This window comes from Rhizobium sp. BK661 (genome assembly GCF_024808825.1).
Lineage (GTDB): Bacteria > Pseudomonadota > Alphaproteobacteria > Rhizobiales > Rhizobiaceae > Rhizobium.
This window is the reverse complement of the sequence record NZ_JANTYT010000001.1, coordinates 295,741-320,224: the sequence shown is the minus strand read 5'-3', so window position 1 is coordinate 320,224 and position 24,484 is coordinate 295,741. Positions and strand designations below refer to the sequence as shown.

The following is a 24,484-nucleotide window of genomic DNA, read 5'->3' as shown; positions in this document are numbered from 1 at the left end:
CGGGGCCGCTTTATCGCCTCCCCAGCAGTGGGGATGCAGCGGTCCCGACAATATGATAGGTCGCACTGCCACCATCGAGAGGGACAGTGCAGCTATTACCGGGTGGCAGTTTGTTGATGTGACCGGCTCGGCCTTCGAAGATACGATGCTGACGCTCAAGCGCGCCGATCTTGCGCGACTCAACAATCGCCTGGCAGTCGGCCTTGCCAGGTCAACGCCCCCGACAATCCCGGCCCTGATATTCCGCTTCTCACCGAAATCGCAAGCGTCGCCGAGCTGTCCTGGGACATGCCGGACAGTGTTAAGCAGCCTTGGTTGGGTGGCACGATTCAAAAGCGCGCCCTACGACGGCTATGTCGAGAACGACGGGCACATTCGCTATCGCGTCAACTTCTGAGCGGCGGAAAACTTTCATAGAACCCGGCGTGGCTGCCTTCCCAGTTTTCCATTCCCGGCTTCGTGAGGATGCCGCGCGGCCGGACATAGCTCTGGATGATACGGCGGGGTCGCTCATGCCACTGGATGTTGAAGGCCCAGAGTTTCGAGAAGAAGCAGAGTGCGGTATAGGGCAGATGGTCGTGGATCCACCAGGCAAGCCGCTGCCAATCCTCCTCGTTGCGGTAGTTGTCGATCATCCACGGAACGACGACGCAGGCTGTCGCTCCCATGCAGCCATCGAAATCGCGAAGATCCCAGAGGTGATCGGCCGCGGTCGCGGGATTTGACGAGCAGTTGAGATTGTTGCGGTTGCCGAACTGGTTGACCTCGGGCGAGCGATAGCCGGAGCGGATGTGCAGCCGGCCGAAGGTTGCCTGCAGCGGCTCCAGCAGGTCCTCGCAGAGCCGTTTTCCCGCCTCGATCGCCAAATCGGGATTCTCCGGAATGTTCGGAATGCGGTAGAAATCGGCGATTTCGGAATGCAGGAAATCGCGGAGGAAGAAATTCTTCGAAAGCCGCGCACGCCCGAGATCCTCCAGGCCCTTCATCGATCCAGGTTTCTTCACGAAAAGCTCCCGTTGTTTGACCGCCGCAGTCTGCCGGCCCTGACGATCGGCGCAACCCGAAAAACGGCCGGAACAATTAGCGTCCTCTTAGCTTCTTCTCCCGTCCGCGCTTCGCGGTACTCCACACAGTAAGGGAAGAGACAATGGCCAAGGAAAAGACCCTCGACGATCTATTCTACGATACGCTCAAGGACATCTATTTTGCCGAACGGCAGATTCTTCGCGCCCTGCCGAAAATGGCGCGGGCGGCCCGATCGCAACAGCTGAAAGCCGGCTTCGAAAAGCATCGCGAGCAGACGGAAGGCCATGTGGAACGCCTGCAGCAGGTCTTTGAAATCGTTGGGAAGCGCGCCCAGGGGAAGACCTGCGAAGCGATCCAGGGCATTATTGCCGAGGGCGAAGAGATCATCGACGAATTCAAGGGCTCGCCGGCTATCGATGCTGGTCTCATCTCAGCAGCGCAGGCGGTCGAACACTACGAGATCGCCCGCTACGGCACCCTGAAGACCTGGGCACAGACGCTCGGCAAGAAGGACGTCGTCGCCCTGCTCGACGCGACGCTCAAGGAAGAGGCCGCGACGGACAAGACCCTGTCACAGCTGGCGATGACAGCCGCCAACCAGAAGGCCGCGGCCTGATTGTCGGTCCCGCGGGAGCAACAATAGCTGCACAGGTTCCTTCCCGGCGCGATCGACAACCGGGGGAAGGTCCGCGAGACCAGATCGCCGGCGAGCATTCCCTGGCCGGCGGAGCTTGCGATCCAGCCAAAAGGTTAAGGCGCTGTCGCATCGGGCGACCTTGCCGCACCCATTCGCTGCACTATGCTATTGGGCATCTTTCTGGCGAGGTGAGGCATGTCGGACCAGCAGGCAATCGAAGCAGTCGTTCATCTCTATGTCGAAGGCATGACCTTCGCCAACGAAGCGGCATTGCGGAAGGCCTTTCATCCGCAATGTGCCATCATCGGCCACTACGAAAATGCCGTCGAATGGCTGAACCGGGACGAGTTCATTGCCGCCATCGTCGCCGAGGGCTCGGCGCCGCCGACCACACAGCCGCATATGGACATCCAGATGCTCGACATCATCGGCGATGCGGCAAGCGTCAAGGTCAGCGACGATTTCGCCGGCATGCGGTTCACCGACTATCTCTCGATGCTGAAGATCGATGGCCGCTGGACGATCGTCAACAAGCTCTACTATCTCCACACATAGAAAAGCCGGCGAGACGATCGCCGGCTTTTTTGCATTAACAGATCGGATGCGCCTCAGGCTCTGAGGACGCCGCCGGTGAACTTCGTCACGCTGGCGACGATCTTCTCAGTCAGCGCTTCGAAATCCTCGTCGGTCAGCGTGCGCTCGACCGGCTGGATCTGCACCTCGATCGCCACCGACTTCTTACCTTCACCGAGCGACGGGCCTTCGAAGATGTCGAAGACGTTGACACCGGTGACGAGCTTGCGGTCTGCACCGGTCGCGGCCTTGATGATCGCGCCTGCCTCCACCGACTTGTCGACGACGAAGGCGAAATCGCGCTTGACGGCCTGGAAGGGTGAAAGCTCGAGCGCCGGCTTGGTGCGGGTCGCCTTCTTCTTCGGCTCAGGCATGGCGTCGATATAGACTTCAAAGCCTGAGAGCGCGCCTGACACGTCAAGCGCTTCCAGCGTCGAGGGATGGAACTCGCCGAAATAGCCAAGAATAACCTTCGGACCCATCTTGATCGTGCCGGAGCGGCCGGGGTGGTACCACTCGGGTCCGCCCTGCTCGATCTGGATATTGCCCATCGGCAGGCCGCAGGCTTCGATCACGGCCAGCGCATCGGCCTTGGCGTCGAAGACGTCGACCGGCTTGCCGCCACCCTTGGCAGCGTTCAGCCACATGCGGCCGGCGCCGGCAAGCGAGGCGGTGCCGCGACGGACACCGCCGGCAACGCGGCGCTGGCCCTCGGGGCGATCGTTCTCATAGGTGCCGGACACTTCGAAGATCGCGACGTCGCCGTAGCCCTTGTCGGCATTGCGCTGGGCAGCCGTGAGCAGGCCGGGCAACAGCGACGGACGCATGTCGGACATGTCAGCGGCGATCGGGTTGGCAAGCTTCAGTGCCGGCGAGCCGCCGCCGAAGAGCTTTGCCTGATCTTCCGAAATGAAGGACCAGTTGACGGCTTCCAGCATGCCGCGCGAGGCAAGCGCGCGCTTGGCGGTGCGGGTGCGGATCTGCAGCGTCGTCAGGATCCTGCCGTTGACGGCCGCGTGGCTTTCCAGCGGCGCGGGCTTTATGTTGTCGACGCCGTGGATGCGCATGACTTCTTCGACGAGGTCGGCCTTGCCGTCGACATCGGGGCGCCAGGACGGCACCGAGACCGAGACGCGCTCGCCGGAACCGGTGACCTTGAAGCCGAGGCGGGTCAGGATCTCGACACTCTCGTCCGTCGAAACCTCGAGCCCCGTCAGGCGCTTGACCTCGGAGAAGGGGAAATCGACGATCTTGGGGTCATAGCCCTTGTAGCCGACGACATCGGCCTTGGCCGCCGTACCGCCGCAGAGCTCGAGGACCAGTTCGGTGGTGCGCTCGATGCCCGGAACCATGTACTCAGGGTCGACGCCGCGCTCGAAGCGGTAGCGCGCATCGGTGATGATACCGAGGCCGCGGCCCGATTTCGCGATGTTCATCGGATCCCAGAGAGCACTCTCGATCAGGACATCCGTCGTGTTCTCGTCGCAGCCGGAATGCTCGCCGCCCATGATGCCGCCGATCGACTCGATGCCATCGGCGTCCGCGATCACGACGTTGTTGGGCCCAAGCTTGTACTCGCGCTGATCGAGCGCCAGCACCGTTTCGCCATCCTTGGCGCGGCGGACTGTCAGGTTGCCCTTGACCTTGGCGGCGTCGAAGACGTGCATCGGGCGACCCTGGTCGAAGGTCATGTAGTTGGTGATGTCGACGAGCGCGTTGATCGGGCGCAGGCCGATCGCCAGCAGGCGCTGCTGCATCCACTTCGGGCTCGGGCCGTTCTTGACACCGCGCACGAGGCGGAGCGCAAAGCCCGGGCAAAGCTTCTCGTCATCGAGGTCGAGCGTCACCTTGACCGGTGTCTCGCCTTCGACGGCGGAGGACGGCGCGGGCCGTGTCTTCAGCGTGCCGAGGCCGGAGGCGGCCAGGTCACGAGCGATACCGTAGATCGAGGTGCAATCCGGACGGTTCGGCGTCAGGTTGATCTCGATCATGGGATCGTCGAGGTGCGCATAGGCGGCGTAGCTCTGCCCGACAGGCGCATCCTCGGGGAGATCGATGATGCCATCGTGGCTGTCGGAAATCTGCAGCTCCTTTTCGGAGCACATCATGCCGTGGCTTTCGACGCCACGGATGTTGCCGACGGCAAGCGTCACGTCGATGCCGGGAACATAGGTGCCGGGAGCTGCAAAGGCGCCGATCAGGCCGGCGCGCGCATTCGGAGCGCCGCAGACGACCTGGACGGGCGCACCATTGCCGGTGTCGACCGAGAGAACCTTGAGGCGATCTGCCTGCGGATGCTTCTCGGCGGTCAGGATCTTGGCGATGACGAAGGGCTTGAACGCCGCCTTGTCATCGACGTCCTCGACCTCGAGCCCGATCTCGGTCAGGCGCTTGCAGATTTCATCGAGGGTCGCATCCGTTTCCAGATGATCCTTCAGCCAGGAAAGTGTGAACTTCATGATCTCTATCCTCCCTTACGCGCTCAGACCGCCGAACAGCGTCGGCATGTCGAGCGGGCGGAAGCCGTAATGGGTCATCCAGCGGACATCGGCGTTGAAGAAGTCGCGCAGGTCGGGCATGCCGTATTTCAGCATGGCGATGCGGTCGAGGCCCATGCCCCAGGCAAAGCCCTGGTACTCGTCGGGATCGAGACCGCCGGCGCGCAGCACGTTCGGATGCACCATGCCGCAGCCGAGGATTTCCATCCAGTCGGTGCCCTCGCCGAACTTGACGATCGGGCCGGAGCGGTCGCACTGGATGTCGACCTCGAAGGACGGCTCGGTGAACGGGAAGAACGACGGGCGGAAGCGCATCGTCACGCTGTCGACCTCGAAGAAGGTCTTGCAGAACTCTTCGAGCACCCAGCGGATATTGGCGACATTCGCCTTCTTGTCGACGACGAGGCCCTCGACCTGGTGGAACATCGGCGAGTGGGTCGCGTCACTGTCTTGGCGATAGGTCTTGCCGGGGATGATGATGCGGATCGGTGGCTTCTGCGCTTCCATGGTGCGCACCTGCACCGGCGACGTGTGCGTGCGCAGCACCTTGCGCTCACCGTTCTCATCCGGATTGAAGAAGAAGGTGTCGTGCATCTCGCGGGCCGGGTGGCCTTCGGGGAAGTTCAGCGCCGTGAAATTGTAATAGTCGGTCTCGACATCGGGACCTTCAGCGATCGAGAAGCCCATGTCGCCGAAGATCGCGGTGATCTCGTCGATGATCTGGCTGATCGGATGGATGCGGCCGCGCTCGGCCGGCGAAGAGCGGACCGGCAGGCTGACGTCGACAGTCTCCGCCTTCAGGCGGGCGTCGATCGCGGCCTTCTTCAGGTCCGCCTTGCGTTCCGTGATCGCGTCGGTGACGGCATTCTTCAGCGCATTGATCGCCGCACCGCGCGTCTGGCGCTCTTCCGGCGTCATCGAACCGAGCGTCTTCAGGAGCTCGGAGACCGAACCCTTCTTGCCGAGTGCTCCAACACGCACGGCTTCGATCGCCGGCTCGTCGGCAGCGGCTGCCACATCAGACAGAAGTTGCTTTTCCAGGGTTTCGAGTTCGGTCATCTTTTCCTGCCTCACAGGGCGTCAGTCTTGTCGATAATTCACGAAAACATGCATCGGATAGCTCAAGCGCCACGATGAAGCGTCGCAGATCACTACCCATGTGCACGCAGCCAATCAACCGGGCACACCACAAAAAGCCCGCGACGTCGAACGAGGAGCGGCCAAGCCGTCTCAATCGCCATCGCGCCAATGCAAAGAACCCGCGCAAGCCTGGCCAGCGCGGGTCCCAAATCATCGAAGCAAAGGTTCGAATAGCGCCGGCTTAGTTGACGGCTGCTTCAAACTCGTTCTTCGTACCGGCGTCCTTCAGGTACTCGAGAGCCTTCTTGGAGGCAGCAACGAGTGCACCGAATGCTTCCGGCTCATGGATAGCCATGTCGGAGAGAACCTTACGGTCGACTTCGATGCCAGCCTTGTTCAGGCCGTCGATGAAGCGGCCGTAGGTCAGGCCGAATTCGCGGACGGCAGCGTTGATACGCTGGATCCAGAGGGCGCGGAAGTTGCGCTTGTTGATCTTGCGGTCGCGATAAGCGTACTGCTTCGAACGATCGACAGCAGCCTTCGCAGCGCGGATGGTGTTCTTGCGACGGCCGTAAAAGCCCTTAGCGGCCTTCAGAACCTTCTTGTGCTTGGCGTGGGCGGTAACGCCTCTTTTTACACGTGCCATTTCATGATCTCCTTAATCTAAAGCGTTCGCGGAATAGTCTTAGAGACCGTTCGGCAGGTAGTTCTTCACGACCTTGCGGCCATCGGGTTCTGCGAGAACCATCGTGCCACGTGCATCGCGGATGAACTTGTTGGTACGCTTGATCATGCCATGGCGCTTGCCAGCAGCTGCAGCCTTGACCTTACCGGTCGCGGTGATCTTGAACCGCTTCTTGGCAGCAGACTTCGTCTTCATCTTGGGCATTTTGCTACTCCGTTTCTGATCCCCCTGCATGCTTCATCAAGGAAGCCTTCTCGCGATGCCCGGTTTACGGCCGTCGCAACAAGGTGCGGGAGCGTTTGTTGTTGATCTGCGGCTCCGGTGATGAACCGTTCCGCAAGCATTCGAAACCGCCACGGCATGCCCTGCCGGTCAGTTCGGACGCGCGCTTATAACCGCAGCGTCATAAAAGTGCAACGGGGCGGCGGATGAATCTTCTAGGCAATGGCGGGAGGCCGGGCGGCCATGGCCGGGAGCATCAGTTTCACCTGAAGGCCGCCCCACCGCGAGGCGGAAAGATCGAGCCTGCCGCCGTAAGCCTCCAGGATATCGCCCGAGATCGCCAGCCCCAACCCAGTTCCTGCCGTGCCTTCGTCGATCCGGACGCCGCGCTTCAACATCAAGTTATAGCTCTCCGGATCGGCTCCGGGCCCATCGTCGGAAACGCTGAGCACGACATCATCCTGTGAGCGCCCGGCGGAAAGATCGATGCGTGTTCTGGCAAAGCGCACGGCATTGTCGAGCACGTTGCCAAGCGCCTCGGCAATATCGGCGGGATCCGCCTGTACCGTGAGCGACGGATCGATATCGAGATGCCAGTCGATCCCCTTCTCTTCGGTGAAGGGTGTCAAGACGTTGACGAGCTTTCCGGAAATCCCGAGCAGCGATGTCGTTGCCATCTGCTCCACGCCCATCCGCGCCGCCTGCAATTGGCGGTCGGCGCGCTGCCGGACCAGCTCGATCTGCTGCAAGGCGGTGTCGCGTTGGCCCTCGGGCAGAGCTTCAACCAGGTGCGACAACACCGTTAGCGGCGTTTTCAAACCGTGGGCGAGGTCGCTCGCACGAGCACGGGCCCGTTCGATCGCCGTCTCGCGCTCGCTGAGCAGCAAGTTGATCTCGCGAACCAGCGGCTTGACCTCGCTCGGCCCCTCCGTGCCGATATGAGAGCTGCGCCCGGCCCTGATATCGGCGACGCGATCGCGAAGCCGCACCAGCGGGCGCAGGCCCACCCACCCCTGCAAAAATGCGGCCAGGAGAAGCATGCCGCCGGTCGAAAGCAGCATCAACCGCAACGGCCGGTGATAGCTTTCAAGCGCTGCTTCCATCTCCGGCTTGGAAAAAGCGGCGTAGACGGTGAAGTTCTTCTTTGCGTCGCCTTCGCCAAGCGCCATCGTCTTCATCGACACCAGCAGCGGCGAGCCATCCGGCCCGTCCGTTTCCCGGAACCCGCAATACATGTCCTTCGACAGGTCATCCGTGGTGATTTCCTCGTCCCACAGCGAGCGGGACCGCAGCGGCTCCTCGTTGCCATCGGGAGAGATTTGCCAGTATCGGCCGCCAGCCGGGATCTGGAAGCGCGAGTCGGCAGGCTCGTTCTTCAATTCAAGAGCGCCATTCTCCACGCTGAGCCGCGCTGCCAGCGAATCCATCACCGACGTCATTTCGTTGGAATACTGGTCGGCCAGATAGTCCGTGAACAGATGGCTGAGCACCGCCCAGACGAGCGTCAACGCCAGCGCGATCGCGACAAGCGCTCCGGCAGCCAGGCGAAAATGCAGCGAGTGGATCACCGAGGTCGCTCCGGAAGGACATAGCCAAAGCCGCGCCGGGTCTCGATGGCGTCGCTGTCCGTCTTCTTTCGCAGCCGCGCCACCATGGCCTCCACGGCATTCTTGGCGGAATCGTCGTCACGGCCCTGAACCTGGCTTGCCAGTTCGGTGGGGCTGAGCACTTCCCCGGGCTTTCCGATGAAAAGCGCGATCATCCGGTATTCCAGCGGGCTGAGGTCGAGCTCGCGCCCGTCGAACGTCACGCGTCTGGCGCTCTCATCAAGTGTGAAACGGTTGGCGGATTTGACGCGCACAGCAACAGCGCCGGTGCGGCGAAGAAGCGCCCGCAGGCGGGCCAACAGTTCCTCGGTACGAAACGGCTTCGGCAGATAGTCATCGGCACCCGCATCGAAGCCGTCGACACGCTCCATCCAGGAGCCGCGAGCCGTCAGAACGAGAACCGGCGTGTTGATGCCCGCGCCGCGCCAACGTTTCAGTATTGAGAGGCCATCCATGCCGGGCAATCCGAGGTCAAGGATGATGGCTGAGTAATCGCCGGTCTCGCCCTCTTCCCACACGGCAGGCCCGCTCGCGAATACTTCGACGCGATAGCCTTCCCGCCCCAGCTTTTCGACCACATGGCCGGAAATATTGGGATCATCCTCCGCCAACAGGATACGCATAGCCCCTAGCCCCCCAGCAATGCTCCGTTGCGGGCGTCAACGCGCAATGTCCTGATCGCGCCCGTCCCGTCGCGAACCTTCACTTGATACACATCGCTGAACATAGATCGACGGAGATTGACGTCGATAACCCGACCGTAGCGTTTTGCGTCGATGCGCTGCAGAACGGTCTTCAGCGGCAGGATCCGTCCCTCGCGAACGGCGTCGCGCGCGCGATCGGAATCGGTGTTCCGTCCGCCGCTGCCGCGGCCGCTGTTACCGCCGCCGCCTCCGCCGCCGCCGTGGTCATCACCGCCGTCATCATCCCCGTGATCGTCGTGGCCGCCACGACCGGAATTGGAACTCCCGCTGCCCGAGTTGGACCCCGAGGATCCGGACGAGCCGGAGCCCGACGAGCCACTGCCGCCGCTTGAACCGCTCCCACCGCCGCTGCCGCCGCCGCCATCGTCGCTGCCATCCTTGGCTTCGGCATGGGAAACGAACATCGGGCCGGCGGCGGCGAGCGCCACGGCCAGCATCAACATCGTCATGAAACTGCGACGGCTTGTGTTCATTGACCTTCCAAGTATTTCAAGCATCTGCAATCGCGGAACCTACACTGAACGCTTTATCGCGACGAGACAAGGTTCCAAGAAACCAAGAACTCCGCCGGGGCGCGGCGGAGTTCTTTCTTCCGAAGGGGTGGCCGGAAGACCGCGCCGGGCAGATTATTGCGCCGAAGCGGGAACTATGTTGACGCTGGTGATCGCGCCAGGATTACGAACAAAGTCACCTCTATGGGGATGCGCAACCACCGTGCGCGTTCCATGTTCAAGCTCAATCTCAACCTCAAGGCGCCGACCAAGCTGGTCGACAGCAACGAGCGAGCCATTCAGCAGTCCTGTCAGGCTTTGCTGAGACACTGCGAGGGTCACTTCGGGACGATTGTCGTTGCGACCACCACGGTGTTCGCCGGGATTGTCGTCATTGGCGTCATGGTCGGCACCGTCATCGTGGCCACGGCCACGGCCATGATCGTCGTCGCCGTCGTCGTGACCGCCGCGACCGCTGTGATCATCACCGCCACGCCCGCTGCCGCTGTGGTCGTCACTGCCGCCGCTGTGGCTGGATCCGCTATTGCCGCTGCCGCCCGAGCCGCCGGAACCGCTACCGCTGCTCCCACCACCATCATCGCTGCCACCACGGGCAAATGCTGCCGACGAAAAATGGCCTGAACTGAATGTCTGGATTGTCGGGAGCGACAAGGTCACCGCGATTGCGGCGACTGAAGCCAGAAACGTGTGGGAAATGGTCTTCTTCATGATCTTTGCCTTCTGCTCTCTTCTTTGTTGAGAACAGATTGCCAAAGTCTCGCTGACAGACCGTTGAGCGCGTTTGTCAGCATCCTGTCAGATTGGGTGGACGAGGCCCCAAAATACAAAAGCCGCCCTTACGGACGGCTTTGATACGAGAGTAGCTACACGCCTCACTTCGGCGCGAGCACCATCATCATCTGGCGGCCTTCAAGCTTCGGCTCGGCTTCGACCTTGGCATATTCGGTCGTGTCGGCCTTCACCTGCTGCAGCAGCTTCATACCGAGTTCCTGGTGCGCCATTTCGCGGCCACGGAACTTCAGCGTCACCTTGACCTTGTCACCGTCTTCAAAGAAACGGCCCATCGCCTTCATCTTCACCTCATAGTCATGGGTGTCGATATTGGGGCGCATCTTGATTTCTTTGACTTCGACAATCTTCTGCTTCTTGCGCGCCTCGGCGGCCTTTTTCTGGTTGGCGTATTTCAGCTTGCCCAGATCGAGGATCTTGCACACAGGCGGTTCGGCATTGGGGGAGATTTCCACCAGGTCGAGGCCGGCTTCTTCAGCCATTTTCAACGCCTGGTCGGTGGGCACAACGCCCAAGTTCTGTCCTTCAGCATCAATCAGCTGAACTCGGGGGATGCGAATTTCCCGGTTCGAGCGCGGCCCTTCCTTCACGGGCGCGTCGGCTTTAAAGGGTCTGCGAATGGTCGTATTCTCCTCGCGTTGTTTCGGATCGCTGCAGCCCTGGCACTCCCAATCACGGGAGTACAAACGTAGTCTCACCATTGCTGCAACGGAGTCAGTAGCATTCTTTAGCGGAAAAAACACCTGCTGTCAGCCTGTCAAGAATCTGTTTTATAGGCCAAAACAATCGGAGTTCTGCGATGTCTGACGCAAATTTCATTCATGACCAACAATATCTGACCGTAGGAGAAGGCGAAGCCGCACGCGAGATTGCCTACCTCGCGCGAAGCCGGTCCGGTCAGGCAAACGGCCCAACCCTCGTTTGGTTATCCGGATACCGCTCCGACATGAGCGGCAGCAAGGCGATCGAACTCGACCGGTTTGCCGCGGAAAACGGTCTCGCCTGCCTACGCCTCGACTATTCCGGGCACGGCCTATCCGGCGGCAAGTTCACCGACGGGACGATCTCGCGCTGGCTGGAGGAAGCGCTTGCCGTGATCCTCCACACGGCCCCCGACCGGATTCTGGTCGTAGGTTCGTCGATGGGCGGATGGATTGCTCTCAGGCTCGCGCAGGAACTTTCCAAGCGGCAGGACGGGCCGAAGCTCGAAGGCATGGTGCTGATTGCGCCGGCTCCCGACTTCACCACCGAGCTGATCGAGCCGAACCTCACGAAGAAGGAGAAAGCCTCGCTAGCCGAGCGCGGCTACTTCGAAGAGCGGTCGGCCTATAGCCCGGAGCCAAACATCTATACGCGGGCGCTGATGGAGGACGGGCGCGACAACAGCGTGCTCAAAGGCATCATCGAGACCGGTTGCCCCGTGCATATCCTGCAGGGGATGAAGGATCCCGACGTTCCCTATCAGCACGCCATGAAACTGGTGGAACATCTGCCTGCCGACGATGTCGTACTGACCTTTGTGCGCGACGGCGATCACCGGCTTTCGCGACCGCAGGACATCGAGCGCATCCTTGCCGCCGTCAAAGGGCTTATCCGATAATTCAAACGGTACCGCCTGTGCCAAATCCTAACGGATTTTAACCATGTTGGTGGTTAGCACCCCCCTCCCCAGAAGTAACGATTGACTCTCCGAGCCTCCGTCCGTTAACTTTTTGTTAACAATACATGGGCGATGCAAGGGAAGAGCGGGCGTGCGGATCAAGGGTTTCGTCGTGGCCATGATGGCCGTGTTTGCTATGTCTACAGCCGCAACGCCGGCTTCCACCAACAACCTCTCGATGGTCACAGGCGCAGCCACTTCCCAGCCGATCGGCCACTACGACTTCTGCCAGATCCATCGCAACGAATGCGGCCCGAACCGCAACACCTCGCCGGCTGAGATGTCTGATGCCAAGTGGGGAATGGTGCGATCGGTCAACGCCACGGTCAACAATAGCATCACACCGATGACCGACAAGGAAATCTACGGCAAGGATGAGGTCTGGGCTTATCCGACGACGGCGGGCGATTGCGAAGACTTCGCCCTCTTGAAGCGCCGCATCCTGGTTCAGCGGGGAATTTCGCCAGCTAACCTTCTGCTCACGGTCGTTCGCAAGCCGGACGGCGAAGGCCATGCCGTACTGACGTTGCGCACCACCAACGGCGACTTCGTGCTCGACAACCTGGCATCCAGCGTCAAGCCGTGGTTCGACACCCCCTACTCCTTCATCAAGCGCCAGTCGAGCGCCAATGCCGGTCGCTGGGTCACCATCGAAAACGGCCGCGACGTTTTGGTCGGCGCCTTGAGGTAGACAATATCGGATTGAACAGGAAAGGCCGGCGAGATGCCGGCCTTTTTTGTACCTCAGCCATTTCCAATCAGAATACCGGCCCCGAGAACAAGACCGCCGCCGACAACTACCTGCAAGGCGGCACGCAGGAACGGTGTTTCCATAAACCTGTTCTGGATGAACGCGATCGCCCAAAGCTCGAAGATCGCGATGATCACCGCCATCGTCGTTGCAGTCCAGAAGTTCGGGATCAGATACGGCAAGGTGTGCCCAAGACCGCCGAGCGCCGTCATGACTCCGCAGGCGAGACCACGCTTGATCGGCGAACCGCGGCCGGAAATCTTGCCGTCGTCATGCGCCGCCTCGGTGAAGCCCATCGAGATGCCGGCGCCGACCGATGCGGACATGCCGACAAGGAAGGTCTGCCAGGTGTCCTGGGTCGCAAACGCGGCCGCAAAGATCGGCGCCAATGTCGACACCGAGCCGTCCATCAGACCAGCGAGACCGGGCTGCACGTAGGTCAGAACCAATTGCCGCCGCGCCGCGACGTCTTCCTCCGCCTTTACGGTCTCAGGCGTGTGCTTGTCGCCCAGCATATGGGTGATCTCTTCGTGGCCCTGCTCGGCGAGCGCCAAGTCACCCAAAAGCTGCCTCGTGCCGGCGTCGGTCACGCGGGTCGCGGCCTCGACATAGAAGCGATAGGCCTGCTGTTCCATGGCCGCCGCCTCGTCCCGGATCTTGTCCAATGACAGGTTGCGTCGCAGCCAGTCGGGCTTGCGCTCATAGAATCCTCGAACATGCTCGCGCCGGATGAGCGTTATGCGCTCGCCGAACCGCTGGCGATAAATTTCGATCAGGGATTTGCGATGTGTGTCCTCGACCTCGGCCATGTCCTCGAAGACTTTTGCCGACGCGGGATACGCGTCCCGCAGCATGTCGGCGTAGGCGAGATAAATGCGCGCGTCGTCCTCTTCGGAGCCGATGGCAAGCGCGAGTATTTCCTGTTCGGACAATGAATCAAAAGAACGCTTGGATGAATTGAAAAGTCTGTTGAACATGACAACCTCGTTTTAGAATTATTCTAAAATATGAGTTGTCGATGCTTGGGTCAAGTTTGGCAAGCCACGGAATCGACGGGGAATCAGGTGATCGCCGCGGCAAGTAAAGTAGAATGCGACTTACGCACGATTGCCGCCCTAAACGCGCATCGCAAATAGCGTGCACGTTACGGTCGATGTCTACGCCGAAAGTGTATGACTGAGCGGCTCAAAACCACAGCAAAAGCAGGTTGAAAATTGCAACTAGTTGGTTGAGATATTGCAAAAGGCGGGCATAGTACTAGCGCATTTGAATTTATAATGAGGGAACACAGCAGTGCCAGATCCGGTAGATATTATTGTCGGCAGAAATGTCCGGACGCTCAGGGCCAAACGACGCATATCGCAGCTGGAACTGGGAGACGCGCTGGGGCTGACTTTTCAACAGATTCAAAAATACGAGAAAGGCACCAATCGCGTATCCGCGAGCAAGCTTCACCAGATCGCGGTCTTTCTGGGCGTGGATATTTCGGACCTGTTCGAAGGCGCCAATCCGCGTGACGGATCGGCGCGACCAGGTCTCAGCCCGGAGGCCTATGAGCTTGCCCTGCACTACGACAAGCTTCGCTCCACAGCAGGCAAAGAGGCCGTAAAGACCATCTTGTCGATCATGACCGGCGACAGCTACGTCGAGGCGTTGGGCTGAGCTCTGCTCTGCCGGTCAGTGCAGCTCGCGCTCGTGAAGGGCGACGAGCAAATCGTCCTGCGTCTGATGGCCGGCATGATAGAGATCTATCGCGATGCTGGCGATCGCAAGTCCCTGCTGGCTGCGCAGCTTGATATTGTGCTCGGCGCACCACGCGTAGAGCGCGCCGGCGAGCACATCGACATCGTCAGACTGGAAAGACACGGAAGCGGCGGCTGCCATCATGGAAGTTGCCCTCGATTTTTTGGTTGATCCCCGCAAGGACACTGGCCGCTTCGTGTGCCTTTGCAAAGCGCCATTCATTGCCTGCGTTAACGCAAGACAGATGCGCATTTCGGCCTGCTCCAGAATGGAACAAGTGCCGGGCGCCAGCGCTATTCCGACGCCACCTTGAAGTCCAGCGAGGCTGAGCAGGCCGCGATCGCATCCAGCATCTTTTCGAATCGGGGGTGATCGCGCACCGAATCCAGATCCGAATCATGCTTGAACCACAGGATGTGATAACAGGACGACAGCGGCAGTAGCTCCTCCAACAGGTCCAGCGCAGCGTCGCATTCGTTCAGCAACGCGTAAACACAGGCGATGTTATACTGCGCAACAATGTCATCCGGGTCGATCATCTGGGCGCGCTTCACCCACTCCTTTGCTTTTTCCGCCTCGCCCATGTGCGCCAGGGCGAGCGCGCCGCGATGAGCAGGGCCTGAATTTTCCGGATGCCGCTCCAGGGCCTCCTCGGCGCGCTCGATGCAGATGCTTGCCCAGTGCGCTCGCTCTTCCTCCAGCCCGAGCGACCGACATGCACTCATCAGGTGTATCGGCGACAAATAGTCGTCCGGCCTGATCTCGGCCGCCCTGGTGAAGAACGTGATGGCTCCTTCGAACTTGCCCTCCATGAAAAGGAAGCGGCCATAGTGAAAATTCGCTTCATAGAGATCGGGTTCCAGCGCCAGCGCCTTTTCGAACTCGCTCAGCGCCTCTTCGTCTCGCCCATCCTGGTGCAGCGCCAGCCCGCGCGAGGCGTGCGCCTCAGCGAGATTTGGATCGAGTGCAAGCGCCTTGGCACTCAGATTGAGAATCCCCTGTAGCGTATACTCTCCCGCGTGCCAGTCGCGCAGCGCTGACTCGCAATCGGCCATCCCGGCATAGGCACGCGCATATTCCGGATCGAGAGCGACCGCAGTCGCAAACATACGCCGCGCCAGAAGCAGATAAGGCCGCGTCCAGGTGTGAGAAAGCTGCCGACCGCGCAGGTAATAGGTGTAGGCTTCGACATTGCATGTCTGCTCGGCTTCGATCGCTCGCCGCTCCTCCGGCAGCAGCTTGATCTTGAGTTGATCGACGATCGCGTGGGTGATCTCGTCCTGGATCGCAAAAATATCGGTCAGGTCACGGTCAAAGCGGTCCGCCCAAAGGTGCCCGCCGTTCTTCGCATCAATCAGCTGCCCGGTAATGCGCACCCGCTGCCCGACCTTGCGGACGCTGCCCTCGAGAACGAAGTCGACGCCGAGCTCGGCCGCGACCTGCTTCACCTGCACGGATTTGCCCTTGTAGGTGAAGGCGGTGTTGCGTGCGACGACGTAGAGGTTCGATACCTTGGAGAGGTCGGTAATGATGTCTTCGGTGATGCCGTCCGAAAAATACTCCTGCTCGGCGTCACCGCTCATGTTGGTGAAAGGCAGGACGGCAACGAGCTGCTTGTGCTTTTCCTTGGCAGCGGCCAGAGCGGCCTTGTTCACTTTCAGCGGCAGCGCCCGCCGCGGAGAGATCGCATAGACCCTGATCGGTTCCTTGATGTTCTTGAGCCTGTGCTCGCCGCGATCCTCGAACGACAGGTCGAGCCGCGAGCCGACGTGGTCCTTGACCGAGGCGGAGACAGCAATGCCGCCGGGTTCGGCCAACGTTTCCAGCCGGGCAGCAACATTGACACCATCGCCGAAAATATCGCCCTCCTCGACGATAACATCGCCGAGATGGATACCGATCCGGAACTCGATGCGCTTTTCTTCAAGTACGGACAGGTTTCGCTGCGCCGTCTCCCGCTGCACCTCGTCGGCACAGGCAACCGCGTTCACAATGCTGGAGAATTCCACCAACATGCCGTCACCGGTCATCTTGACGATGCGGCCGCGATGCTGCGCAATTTTCGGGTTGAGGAGCTCCGTGCGGCAGGACTTTACCGCACTCAGCGTCCCGGATTCATCTGATCCCATCAATCGGCTGTAACCGACGATATCTGCTGCGAGGATGGCTGCGAGACGGCGTTCCAAGTGTCCCTCGGCGCTGCTATGTTGTTCGGCCTGCTAATTTACCCTTTTATTATCTTAATGTCCCACCAATCATTTGGCTGATCCAAAATAGTAAAGCCATTTTCACTGCGAAAGTCGCGCCCGCGCAACAACCCTGCATAGGCAATCCGGAGCAAAAAACAATAAAGGCCCGGTTGCAGGAACAACCGAGCCTTTCAACATTTTGTCGATGACTTGATCAGCCCTCGAAGAATTCCTTCATTCGGGCAAAGAACCCGGTCGATTCCGGATTGTTTTCCTTCGAGGACAGCTGTTCGAACTCCTGAAGGAGTTCGCGCTGCCGCTTCGTCAGCTTCTGCGGAGTCTCGATCTGGATCTGGATGTAGAGGTCACCCGTCTGCGGCGACCGCAACACCGGCATGCCCTTGCCCTTGAGGCGAAACTGCTTTCCGGCCTGCGTGCCTTCCGGCACGGTAACGCGCGACTTGGTGCCATCGAGCGTCGCCACGTCAAACGTGCCGCCAAGTGCCGCCGTCGTCATCGAGATCGGGATGGTGCAATAGAGGTCGGCGCCATCGCGCTGGTAGAATTCGTGCGGCTTGACCGAGAGGAAGATGTAGAGATCGCCCGCCGGACCGCCACGCATGCCGGCCTCGCCCTCGCCCTGCAGGCGAATGCGGGTGCCGTCTTCGATGCCGGCCGGAATGTTCACCGAGAGCGAACGCTCTTCGGTGACGCGACCCTGGCCATGGCACTTCGTGCACGGATCGGGAATGATCGTGCCACGACCATGACAGGTCGGGCAGGTCCGCTCGATCGAAAAGAAGCCCTGGGCTGCACGGACACGGCCCGAACCCTGGCAGGTGCCGCAGGTTTTCGGCTGGGTGCCGGGCTTTGCGCCCGAGCCGGAACAGACATCGCAAGTGATCGATGTCGGAACGCGGATCTGCGCCGTCTTGCCGGAGAAGGATTCCTCCAGCGAAATTTCCATGTTGTAGCGAAGATCGGCGCCACGCTCGCGGCCACCCGAAGAGCGCTGCCGCTGCCGGCCGCCGCCCATCATCTCGCCGAAGATATCCTCGAAAATATCGGAGAACCCACCACCGCCGCCAAAGCCACCGCCGCCGAAGCCGCCACCGCCCATGCCGCCATGCTCGAAGGCTGCGTGACCGTAACGGTCATAGGCCGCCCGCTTCTGCGGATCCTTGAGCATTTCGTAGGCTTCGTTGATTTCCTTGAATTTACGCTCTGCCTCATGATCGCCCGGATTCTTGTCCGGATGGAATTTCATGGCGAGTTTGCGGAAGGCGCTTTTCAGCTCTTTTTCGTCCGCCGTCTTGGCGACACCCAGCGTTTCGTAAAAATCGGCTTTTGCCATTAAGGATCAGACCCCGGAAATGGATTTCCGGCTGCCCTGGAGAGCAGCCGGAATGTCAGTTTCAAACGTGACCGTTCTGGTCCAGCTTACGCGGACTTCTTACGGTCGTCGTCCTTGACTTCTTCGTAGTCGGCATCGACGACATTATCATCGCCAGCTTCTGCCGATGCGTCTGCCGCACCACCTTCAGCCTGCTGCGCTTCATAGATCGCCTGACCGAGCTTCATGGAGACTTCCATGAGGGTCTGGGTCTTTGCCTTGATCTCTTCAGCATCCGGCTCGCTTGCCTCGACGGCAGACTTCAGAGCAGCAATCGCATCGGAGATCGCGGTGCGATCGGCCTCGGTCACCTTGTCACCGTAATCCTTCAGCGACTTCTCGCTGGAGTGGATCAGGCTTTCGGCCTGGTTCTTGGCTTCTACGCCTTCGCGACGCTTCTTGTCGGCTTCGGCATTGGCTTCAGCGTCCTTGACCATCTTCTCGATGTCGGCGTCGGAGAGACCACCAGATGCCTGGATGCGGATCTGCTGTTCCTTGCCGGTGCCCTTGTCCTTCGCCGAAACCTGCACGATGCCATTGGCATCGATATCAAAGGTGACTTCGATCTGCGGAACGCCACGCGGTGCCGGCGGCAGGCCAACGAGGTCGAACTGGCCGAGCAGCTTGTTGTCGGCAGCCATTTCGCGCTCGCCCTGCGAAACGCGGATGGTGACGGCCTGCTGGTTGTCGTCGGCGGTCGAGAAGGTCTGGCTCTTCTTGGTCGGGATCGTGGTATTACGCTCGATCAGACGGGTGAAGACGCCACCGAGGGTCTCGATGCCGAGAGACAGCGGGGTTACGTCGAGAAGCAGAACGTCCTTGACGTCGCCCTGGAGAACGCCGGCCTGGATGGCCGCGCCGAGAGCGACGACTTCATCCGGGTTGACGCCCTTGTGCGGCTCTTTGCCGAACAGCTGCTTGACGACTTCCTGCACCTTCGGCATGCGGCTCATGCCACCGACCAGAACGACTTCGTCGATCTCGGCTGGCGTTACGCCTGCATCCTTAAGAGCAGCCTTGCACGGTGCGATCGTGCGCTGGATCAGATCCTCAACCAGGCTTTCGAGCTTGGCGCGGGTCAGCTTCAGCGTCAGGTGCTTCGGGCCGGTTGCATCAGCGGTGATGAACGGCAGGTTGATTTCGGTCTGCTGCGAGGACGACAGTTCGATCTTCGCCTTTTCGGCAGCTTCCTTGAGGCGCTGCAGAGCCAGCTTGTCGCCCTTGAGGTCGATGCCGTTGTCCTTCTTGAACTCGGCAACGAGGTATTCGACGAGACGCATGTCGAAGTCTTCACCGCCGAGGAAGGTATCGCCGTTGGTGGACTTCACTTCGAAGACGCCGTCGCCGATTTCGAGGATCGAGATATCGAAGGTACCGCCACCCAAGTCGTAGACGGCGATGGTCTTGCCGTCCTTCTTGTCGAGACCATAGGCAAGGGCTGCCGCCGTCGGCTCGTTGATGATGCGCAGAACTTCGAGGCCAGCGATCTTGCCGGCATCCTTGGTTGCCTGGCGCTGGGCGTCGTTGAAGTATGCGGGAACGGTGATGACGGCCTTTTCGACCTTTTCACCGAGATAGGATTCAGCGGTTTCCTTCATCTTCTGAAGGATCATCGCGGAGATCTGGGCAGGCGAATAGCCGGTGCCGCGGGCCTTGACCCAAGCGTCGCCGTTGTCACCCTTGGTGATCTCGAAAGGAACGAGAGCCTTGTCCTTTTCAACCGTCGGATCGTCGTAGCGGCGGCCGATGAGGCGCTTCACTGCGAAAAGCGTATCCGTGGGGTTGGTAACTGCCTGGCGCTTGGCCGGCTGACCGACCAGGCGTTCGCCATCTTCGGAAAATGCTACGATCGAAGGGGTCGTGCGCGCACCTTCGGCGTTCTCAATGACCTTCGCGTCCTTGCCGTCCATGACAGCGACGCAGGAATTTGTCGTTCCGAGGTCGATACCAATTACTTTTGCCATGTCATTCTCTCCTTGAAGCAAGCTGTCGGAACCCCGAGAAGGCATTTCCCTGACAGCCCCTTACGGGATGGGTCTTTAAGATTAACGCAATCGTGATTGCGGTGATGCCGCGTATATAAGGAGCGGTTTTCGGGACTGCAAGGCGAGAAATGGCCAGAAAACCAGCAAAACAAGCGCCCGGCGATTAATTTCGACACACACAGGAAAATGGCATTTTCCTGACCGAATGCTTTGGTTATTGCCCCATGATCAAGTCGAGCAAAGTCGTCCGTCTCGGCCGGTGTGCCGGCGCCGGTTCAGGCTCGCCAATGTCACCCGGCGGCAGCGCGTCGCCGTAGCCATAATCTCCGTCCTGGGCGATGTCCGCGGGAGGCACGGGGCCGCCGTTATCAGCCGTCATCGGCTGGCGTCGTGGCCGACCCGGCGCCTGCGGATAACGCTCGGCGCTCTCACCAAACACGCCGGAAAGAATGCTGCCGATCGTCGTCGGTTCTTCAAGCGGCGGCGCCATGCCAGGCTCGGCGGATGCCATCGGCTGATCGCCAAAGCCGGGATTGGCTGCCGGATCCGCCATGAACTGACCGTTGCCGAACAGCGGCGCCGGCGACAGTCCCTTGTGCGCGGCGACCATGAACTCCTGCCAGGCCTTGGCGGGCAAGCCGCCGCCCGTGACCTTCTTCATTGGCTTGCCGTCGTCGTTGCCGAACCAGACGCCCGTCGTGAGGTTGCTGGTGAAGCCAACAAAGAGCGCGTCGCGCGAGTTCTGGGTGGTGCCGGTCTTGCCGGCGGCCTGCCAGCCGGAAAGCTTGGCGCTCTTGCCCGTTCCCTGGTTGATGACGCCCATCATCATCGTATTCATGTTTGCGGCTATCGCTTCCGACAGGACGCGGGGCGGATTGTCGTAGGTGTTCTCATAGAGCACCTTGCTGCCGTCGGCCGTCGTCACCCTGCGGATCACGTGCGGCGTCGCCTTGTAACCACCATTCATGAAGGCGGCATAAGCGCCGGTGAGCTCAGTCAGCGACACTTCGGATGTGCCAAGCGCGATCGAGGCATTCGGCTGCAGTTCCGATTCGATGCCGAGACGGTGTGCCAGCTTGATGACCTGGTCCGGCCCGTCATACATGACAAGCTGGGCGGCAACGGTGTTCAGCGACTTTGCAAGCGCCGTCGCGAGCGTCACCTCGCCATTATACTTCTTCTCGTAATTCTCGGGCGTCCAGTCGCCGATGCGGATCGGCGCGTCGTTGAATACGGAAAACGGCGTCAGGCCCTTTTCCAGCGCCGCGGCGTAGACGAACGGCTTGAAGGACGATCCCGGCTGGCGTTTGGCAGTGACGGCGCGGTTGAACTGGCTGTCGGCATAGTCCCTGCCGCCCACCAGCGCGCGGATTGCGCCGGTGCCGTCGAGCGAAACCAGGGCCGCCTGTGAGGCATCGAGCTTGGCGCCGTCCTTGCCGAGAACGTCATTCAGCGACTGCTCCGCGCGCTTTTCCAGCGTCTTGTCGATCGTCGTATCGACGACGATGTCTTCCTTGACGTCACCGATCAGACCGGGGAGTTGGTCGATGACCATATCGGCGACGTAGTGACCGGCGCCCGACCAATAGCGCTTTGCCTTGGCCGGCGTCTGCGACATGGCGGTCTTCACTTCGTCATCGGTGATATAGCCCTGCTCGCGCATCGTCTGCAGCACGACCTGCGCGCGGGCATTGGCGGCCTCGGGATCGCGTGCCGGCGACAGGCGCGACGGCGCCTTGACGAGGCCGGCAAGAAGGGCGGCTTCACCAAGGTTCACATCACGCGCGGACTTGTTGAAGTAGCGCCGCGACGCAGCCTCGACGCCATAGGCGTTCGAACCGAAAAACACCCGGTTGAGATACATCGCAAGGATCTGCTCCTTGGTATATTTCTGCTCCAGCCATAGCGCGAGCAGAACTTCCTGGACCTTGCGCTCGAGCGTCCGGTCCGGCGACAGGAAGAGGTTCTTTGCAAGCTGCTGCGTCAGCGTCGAGCCGCCCTGAACCATATGCCCGGTCGTCAGGTTGGTGACCAAGGCGCGTGCAAGGCCAAGCGGATCGACGCCGAAATGCGAATAGAAACGGCGGTCTTCGATGGCGACGATCGCTTCGGGGATGTACGGCGACATATCTTCGAGTGCCAGCGCTTCGCCGCCGGTCGTGCCGCGATTGGCAAGGACGCTGCCGTCGACAGCGGTGATCTTGACGTTCGGCGGACGCTCCGGAATGGCCCAGGTGCTCGCGCTCGGCATACGCGAGCCGTAGTAAACGACGAGGCCGGCGACGCCGATCCCGGCCCAAATCCCGAAAACGATGCACCAGTAGACAAGGCGACGGATGAAAGCGAAGAGCCCACCGCCATCGCGATCACGGCGGTCTCGTTTGCGTCGCTCCGGCTGCCGCGAACGGGACGACTTCGGCGGCGCTTTCCGCGTCGAGCGTCCGCGCACCACACGGTCATCGGCATCGAGCGAGAAATCGTCATCATCATCACGGTCGTCGCGACCGCTGAAAGAAGGTTCGATCCTGTCGCGTGATTTGCCTCTGCCCGCCATCTAGTACCCGGTACACCCCATCTTCGCTTCTCGCGCGGCGATGCCGCAGAAACCGTGCTTTGCCAAACGGTTCTCCACCCGGTTGAACTTTAAATGCGGCGATTTAAGGGGTGGTTAAGAAGTGGTTAGAACGGCCCATGCCTGCCCCAATAATGTCAAATTTGGTTCAGCCCCCGTTCACCGAACCGGCTCTCTAATCGGCAGGCAAGGGACTTGCATAACAGAGGTGCAGAGATGCGTATGAGAATGATTGCAGCCGCGATCGCCATGTTTGGATTTGGCGTTTCCATGGCTGAAGCGATGCCGATTGCGCCAGTGAACGGCATTGCGGCCAAGAATACAGTGCTCGTCGACTATGCCTGCGGGCGCGGCTATCACCTGACCCGATGGGGCAATTGCCGGCCGAACTGGAACCGGCCGCCGCCGCGATACGGCTGGCGCAATGACCGCCGCCCTTATGGCTGGGGCGGCCCGCCGCGCTATGGTTGGCGCTACGAGCGATCCTACGGATGGGATCGCCCGCCGCCGTGGGTGCGCGGACGCGATTGGCGATAGTCGAATTCAGGAAAATCGCAGGGCCCGGCTTCGACCGGGCTTTGTTTTCTTTGGCTTACCAAGCCACGCTTTTTCGGCATAGCTGCCATTCGTTGCGACTGTCACAAATCTGACATATAGCACGTTGAATTGCGCCTAAGATTAGCGCAGACCGCGCAATATGTAGGCATTTCATGAGCATCGACTTTAACAACACCGAAGAATTCAGGCTGCGCGAAGTCTGGAGCGTGCACGAGTTTGCACGCCACCACCGGCTGACCAAAATGGAAGAGAGCCGTCTGAAGATGCTGCACGGTCCGTTTGCCGAGATGCGCGAACTGCTCGCCTCACGGCAAAGTTCAGTTTCTCTCTGGTAAGCGGGAACCATTAGCGACCCCGTGGATTATGCCCGAAGCGAAACACGCCCTACACGTTTCGCTAAAGGTCGGCCGTCTCCCCTCAAACGAGCCGATCGCGATCCGGCCCGGTGTCTCTCCCAGAGCGCCGGGCCGTCCTCTGTCTGCTCCAGACATTTCATCTCGTATGCAAAAAGGCGGCCTGCGGCCGCCTTATCCGTTTACTGCTGAGATCCGCAACTCGGATCACCCGGCTGGCAGCGTGGGGGTCCACGACGACCATCACCACCGCGACGCTGATTCGCGTCGTCGGTCCGCTGCGGCGGTCGCTGGAAATCGTGACGGTTGTCACTGGGTCGCCCCTGGAAATCCTGAGCGTCCGGGCGGCCGCCGAAATCCCGGCGGCGATCCGGGCCGCGGTTTCCATCGGGCCGGCGATTGGGACCACGATCGAAATCGGGCCGCGGGCGGTCGGGGCGCGGGCGTCCGTCAAATTCCGGCGGTCGCGCCGGCCGGACGGCAGCGGGCGGACGATCATAGACCGAATTCCGGCGCCAACGATCCCGGTCCCGATAAAAGTCGCGATTGCGATAGTAGCGGTCCCAGTAATTTCCGACGCTGAAGACCACGGTCGGAATTCCGAGTGGACGGTAGTATTCCGGCCCCACATAGACGCGCCGGCTTTGATACAGCGCCTGCACGTAGCGACCAGCTACCCACCCGCGACCGCCGTAAAACTCCACATCGCACCATGGAACATCCGCAAGGCAACCATGAATCTCCACCGATTCGCCCGCCGGAATGACGGTGACGGCAGGGTATTGCGTGCTCGGCCCGGCGCGCATGTTGACGTTGGCTGTGACAAATCCTCCTGCGGCTTCCGCGACCGCAGGCGCAAGTAAAAGGGCCGCCACGGCAGCGGCCGTCGTCAGTATGGACTTCACGTTTTAAACTCCTTTGCCGACGCACGCGGATCACGCCGCCTG

25 protein-coding genes are annotated in these 24,484 nt (G+C 60.7%); 9 read left to right on the top strand and 16 right to left on the bottom strand.

What is annotated here, in order from left to right:
- Positions 1 to 52 precede the first annotated feature (52 nt).
- Positions 53 to 397 (top strand): hypothetical protein, encoded by a 345-nt coding sequence (locus FHX16_RS01540; protein ID WP_183863528.1) that lies wholly within the window; start codon positions 53 to 55, stop codon positions 395 to 397.
- Here the strand turns inward: FHX16_RS01540 and FHX16_RS01535 are convergent.
- On the bottom strand, positions 387 to 1,004 hold the full coding sequence (locus tag FHX16_RS01535) for a hypothetical protein (RefSeq protein WP_259126377.1): 618 nt from the start codon (positions 1,002 to 1,004) through the stop codon (positions 387 to 389). The genes FHX16_RS01540 and FHX16_RS01535 overlap by 11 nt on opposite strands.
- A gap of 143 nt (positions 1,005 to 1,147) precedes the next feature.
- On the opposite strand from FHX16_RS01535, the gene FHX16_RS01530 reads away from it, so the two are divergent.
- Complete coding sequence (locus FHX16_RS01530; RefSeq protein WP_183863526.1) at positions 1,148 to 1,642, top strand: ferritin-like domain-containing protein; 495 nt, start codon at positions 1,148 to 1,150, stop codon at positions 1,640 to 1,642.
- A 216-nt stretch (positions 1,643 to 1,858) separates the two neighbouring features.
- Positions 1,859 to 2,218 carry a nuclear transport factor 2 family protein gene (locus FHX16_RS01525; RefSeq protein WP_183863524.1) on the top strand — a complete coding sequence of 120 codons (360 nt, stop codon included), beginning with the start codon at positions 1,859 to 1,861 and terminating at the stop codon, positions 2,216 to 2,218.
- Between the two features lie 53 nt (positions 2,219 to 2,271).
- Here FHX16_RS01525 and pheT read toward each other — a convergent pair whose 3' ends face one another.
- The 7 genes from pheT to FHX16_RS01490 form a co-directional block, all read right to left on the bottom strand.
- Positions 2,272 to 4,695, bottom strand: coding sequence for a phenylalanine--tRNA ligase subunit beta (gene pheT / locus FHX16_RS01520; RefSeq protein WP_183863521.1), 2,424 nt, complete (start codon positions 4,693 to 4,695; stop codon positions 2,272 to 2,274).
- A 15-nt stretch (positions 4,696 to 4,710) separates the two neighbouring features.
- Positions 4,711 to 5,793: a phenylalanine--tRNA ligase subunit alpha gene (gene pheS / locus FHX16_RS01515; protein WP_016552375.1), complete on the bottom strand. Its 1,083-nt coding sequence runs from the start codon at positions 5,791 to 5,793 to the stop codon at positions 4,711 to 4,713.
- A gap of 262 nt (positions 5,794 to 6,055) precedes the next feature.
- Entirely contained in the window at positions 6,056 to 6,460 is a 405-nt protein-coding gene (gene rplT / locus FHX16_RS01510) for a 50S ribosomal protein L20 (protein WP_007798644.1), read from the bottom strand.
- A 39-nt stretch (positions 6,461 to 6,499) separates the two neighbouring features.
- Complete coding sequence (gene rpmI / locus FHX16_RS01505) at positions 6,500 to 6,703, bottom strand: 50S ribosomal protein L35 (protein ID WP_007529267.1); 204 nt, start codon at positions 6,701 to 6,703, stop codon at positions 6,500 to 6,502.
- A gap of 233 nt (positions 6,704 to 6,936) precedes the next feature.
- On the bottom strand, positions 6,937 to 8,289 hold the full coding sequence (locus FHX16_RS01500; protein ID WP_183753460.1) for a HAMP domain-containing sensor histidine kinase: 1,353 nt from the start codon (positions 8,287 to 8,289) through the stop codon (positions 6,937 to 6,939).
- Positions 8,286 to 8,951 (bottom strand): response regulator transcription factor, encoded by a 666-nt coding sequence (locus FHX16_RS01495; RefSeq protein ID WP_183863519.1) that lies wholly within the window; start codon positions 8,949 to 8,951, stop codon positions 8,286 to 8,288. The genes FHX16_RS01500 and FHX16_RS01495 overlap by 4 nt, the downstream gene beginning before the upstream one ends.
- A 5-nt stretch (positions 8,952 to 8,956) precedes the next feature.
- Positions 8,957 to 9,505 (bottom strand): PepSY domain-containing protein, encoded by a 549-nt coding sequence (locus tag FHX16_RS01490; protein ID WP_183863517.1) that lies wholly within the window; start codon positions 9,503 to 9,505, stop codon positions 8,957 to 8,959.
- A 252-nt stretch (positions 9,506 to 9,757) separates the two neighbouring features.
- On the opposite strand from FHX16_RS01490, the gene FHX16_RS01485 reads away from it, so the two are divergent.
- Complete coding sequence (locus FHX16_RS01485; RefSeq protein ID WP_183863515.1) at positions 9,758 to 10,165, top strand: hypothetical protein; 408 nt, start codon at positions 9,758 to 9,760, stop codon at positions 10,163 to 10,165.
- A gap of 251 nt (positions 10,166 to 10,416) precedes the next feature.
- On the opposite strand, the gene infC is transcribed toward FHX16_RS01485, so the two are convergent.
- On the bottom strand, positions 10,417 to 10,953 hold the full coding sequence (infC, locus tag FHX16_RS01480) for a translation initiation factor IF-3 (RefSeq protein WP_025658610.1): 537 nt from the start codon (positions 10,951 to 10,953) through the stop codon (positions 10,417 to 10,419).
- A gap of 179 nt (positions 10,954 to 11,132) precedes the next feature.
- Between infC and FHX16_RS01475 the strand changes: the two genes are divergently transcribed.
- Both FHX16_RS01475 and FHX16_RS01470 read left to right on the top strand, forming a co-directional pair.
- Positions 11,133 to 11,933 carry a carboxylesterase gene (locus FHX16_RS01475; protein WP_183863513.1) on the top strand — a complete coding sequence of 267 codons (801 nt, stop codon included), beginning with the start codon at positions 11,133 to 11,135 and terminating at the stop codon, positions 11,931 to 11,933.
- 151 nt (positions 11,934 to 12,084) lie between these two features.
- Positions 12,085 to 12,684, top strand: coding sequence for a transglutaminase-like cysteine peptidase (locus tag FHX16_RS01470; protein ID WP_183863511.1), 600 nt, complete (start codon positions 12,085 to 12,087; stop codon positions 12,682 to 12,684).
- A 53-nt stretch (positions 12,685 to 12,737) separates the two neighbouring features.
- On the opposite strand, the gene mbfA is transcribed toward FHX16_RS01470, so the two are convergent.
- Positions 12,738 to 13,721, bottom strand: coding sequence for an iron exporter MbfA (gene mbfA, locus FHX16_RS01465; RefSeq protein ID WP_183753472.1), 984 nt, complete (start codon positions 13,719 to 13,721; stop codon positions 12,738 to 12,740).
- A 316-nt stretch (positions 13,722 to 14,037) separates the two neighbouring features.
- On the opposite strand from mbfA, the gene FHX16_RS01460 reads away from it, so the two are divergent.
- Positions 14,038 to 14,406 (top strand): helix-turn-helix domain-containing protein, encoded by a 369-nt coding sequence (locus FHX16_RS01460; protein ID WP_183863509.1) that lies wholly within the window; start codon positions 14,038 to 14,040, stop codon positions 14,404 to 14,406.
- Between the two features lie 15 nt (positions 14,407 to 14,421).
- Here FHX16_RS01460 and FHX16_RS01455 read toward each other — a convergent pair whose 3' ends face one another.
- The 5 genes from FHX16_RS01455 to FHX16_RS01435 form a co-directional block, all read right to left on the bottom strand.
- On the bottom strand, positions 14,422 to 14,631 hold the full coding sequence (locus FHX16_RS01455) for a hypothetical protein (protein WP_183753476.1): 210 nt from the start codon (positions 14,629 to 14,631) through the stop codon (positions 14,422 to 14,424).
- A gap of 149 nt (positions 14,632 to 14,780) precedes the next feature.
- The gene (locus tag FHX16_RS01450) at positions 14,781 to 16,673 is read right to left on the bottom strand and encodes a TPR end-of-group domain-containing protein (RefSeq protein ID WP_183863507.1); all 1,893 of its coding nucleotides are present in this window, start codon (positions 16,671 to 16,673) and stop codon (positions 14,781 to 14,783) included.
- Between the two features lie 217 nt (positions 16,674 to 16,890).
- The gene (dnaJ, locus tag FHX16_RS01445; RefSeq protein ID WP_114710810.1) at positions 16,891 to 18,030 is read right to left on the bottom strand and encodes a molecular chaperone DnaJ; all 1,140 of its coding nucleotides are present in this window, start codon (positions 18,028 to 18,030) and stop codon (positions 16,891 to 16,893) included.
- 86 nt (positions 18,031 to 18,116) lie between these two features.
- Complete coding sequence (gene dnaK / locus FHX16_RS01440; protein WP_183863505.1) at positions 18,117 to 20,033, bottom strand: molecular chaperone DnaK; 1,917 nt, start codon at positions 20,031 to 20,033, stop codon at positions 18,117 to 18,119.
- Between the two features lie 235 nt (positions 20,034 to 20,268).
- Positions 20,269 to 22,608, bottom strand: a complete 2,340-nt coding sequence (locus FHX16_RS01435; RefSeq protein ID WP_183863502.1) for a transglycosylase domain-containing protein — start codon at positions 22,606 to 22,608, stop codon at positions 20,269 to 20,271.
- A 234-nt stretch (positions 22,609 to 22,842) separates the two neighbouring features.
- On the opposite strand from FHX16_RS01435, the gene FHX16_RS01430 reads away from it, so the two are divergent.
- Together FHX16_RS01430 and FHX16_RS01425 are read left to right on the top strand one after the other, a co-directional pair.
- Positions 22,843 to 23,163 carry a GCG_CRPN prefix-to-repeats domain-containing protein gene (locus FHX16_RS01430; protein ID WP_405049254.1) on the top strand — a complete coding sequence of 107 codons (321 nt, stop codon included), beginning with the start codon at positions 22,843 to 22,845 and terminating at the stop codon, positions 23,161 to 23,163.
- Between the two features lie 173 nt (positions 23,164 to 23,336).
- The gene (locus tag FHX16_RS01425; RefSeq protein ID WP_016552358.1) at positions 23,337 to 23,519 is read left to right on the top strand and encodes a hypothetical protein; all 183 of its coding nucleotides are present in this window, start codon (positions 23,337 to 23,339) and stop codon (positions 23,517 to 23,519) included.
- A 200-nt stretch (positions 23,520 to 23,719) separates the two neighbouring features.
- Here the strand turns inward: FHX16_RS01425 and FHX16_RS01420 are convergent, their stop codons facing one another.
- A complete protein-coding gene (locus FHX16_RS01420) occupies positions 23,720 to 24,442 on the bottom strand; it encodes an SH3 domain-containing protein (RefSeq protein ID WP_259126375.1) in 723 nt (240 codons plus the stop codon).
- Positions 24,443 to 24,484 lie beyond the last annotated feature (42 nt).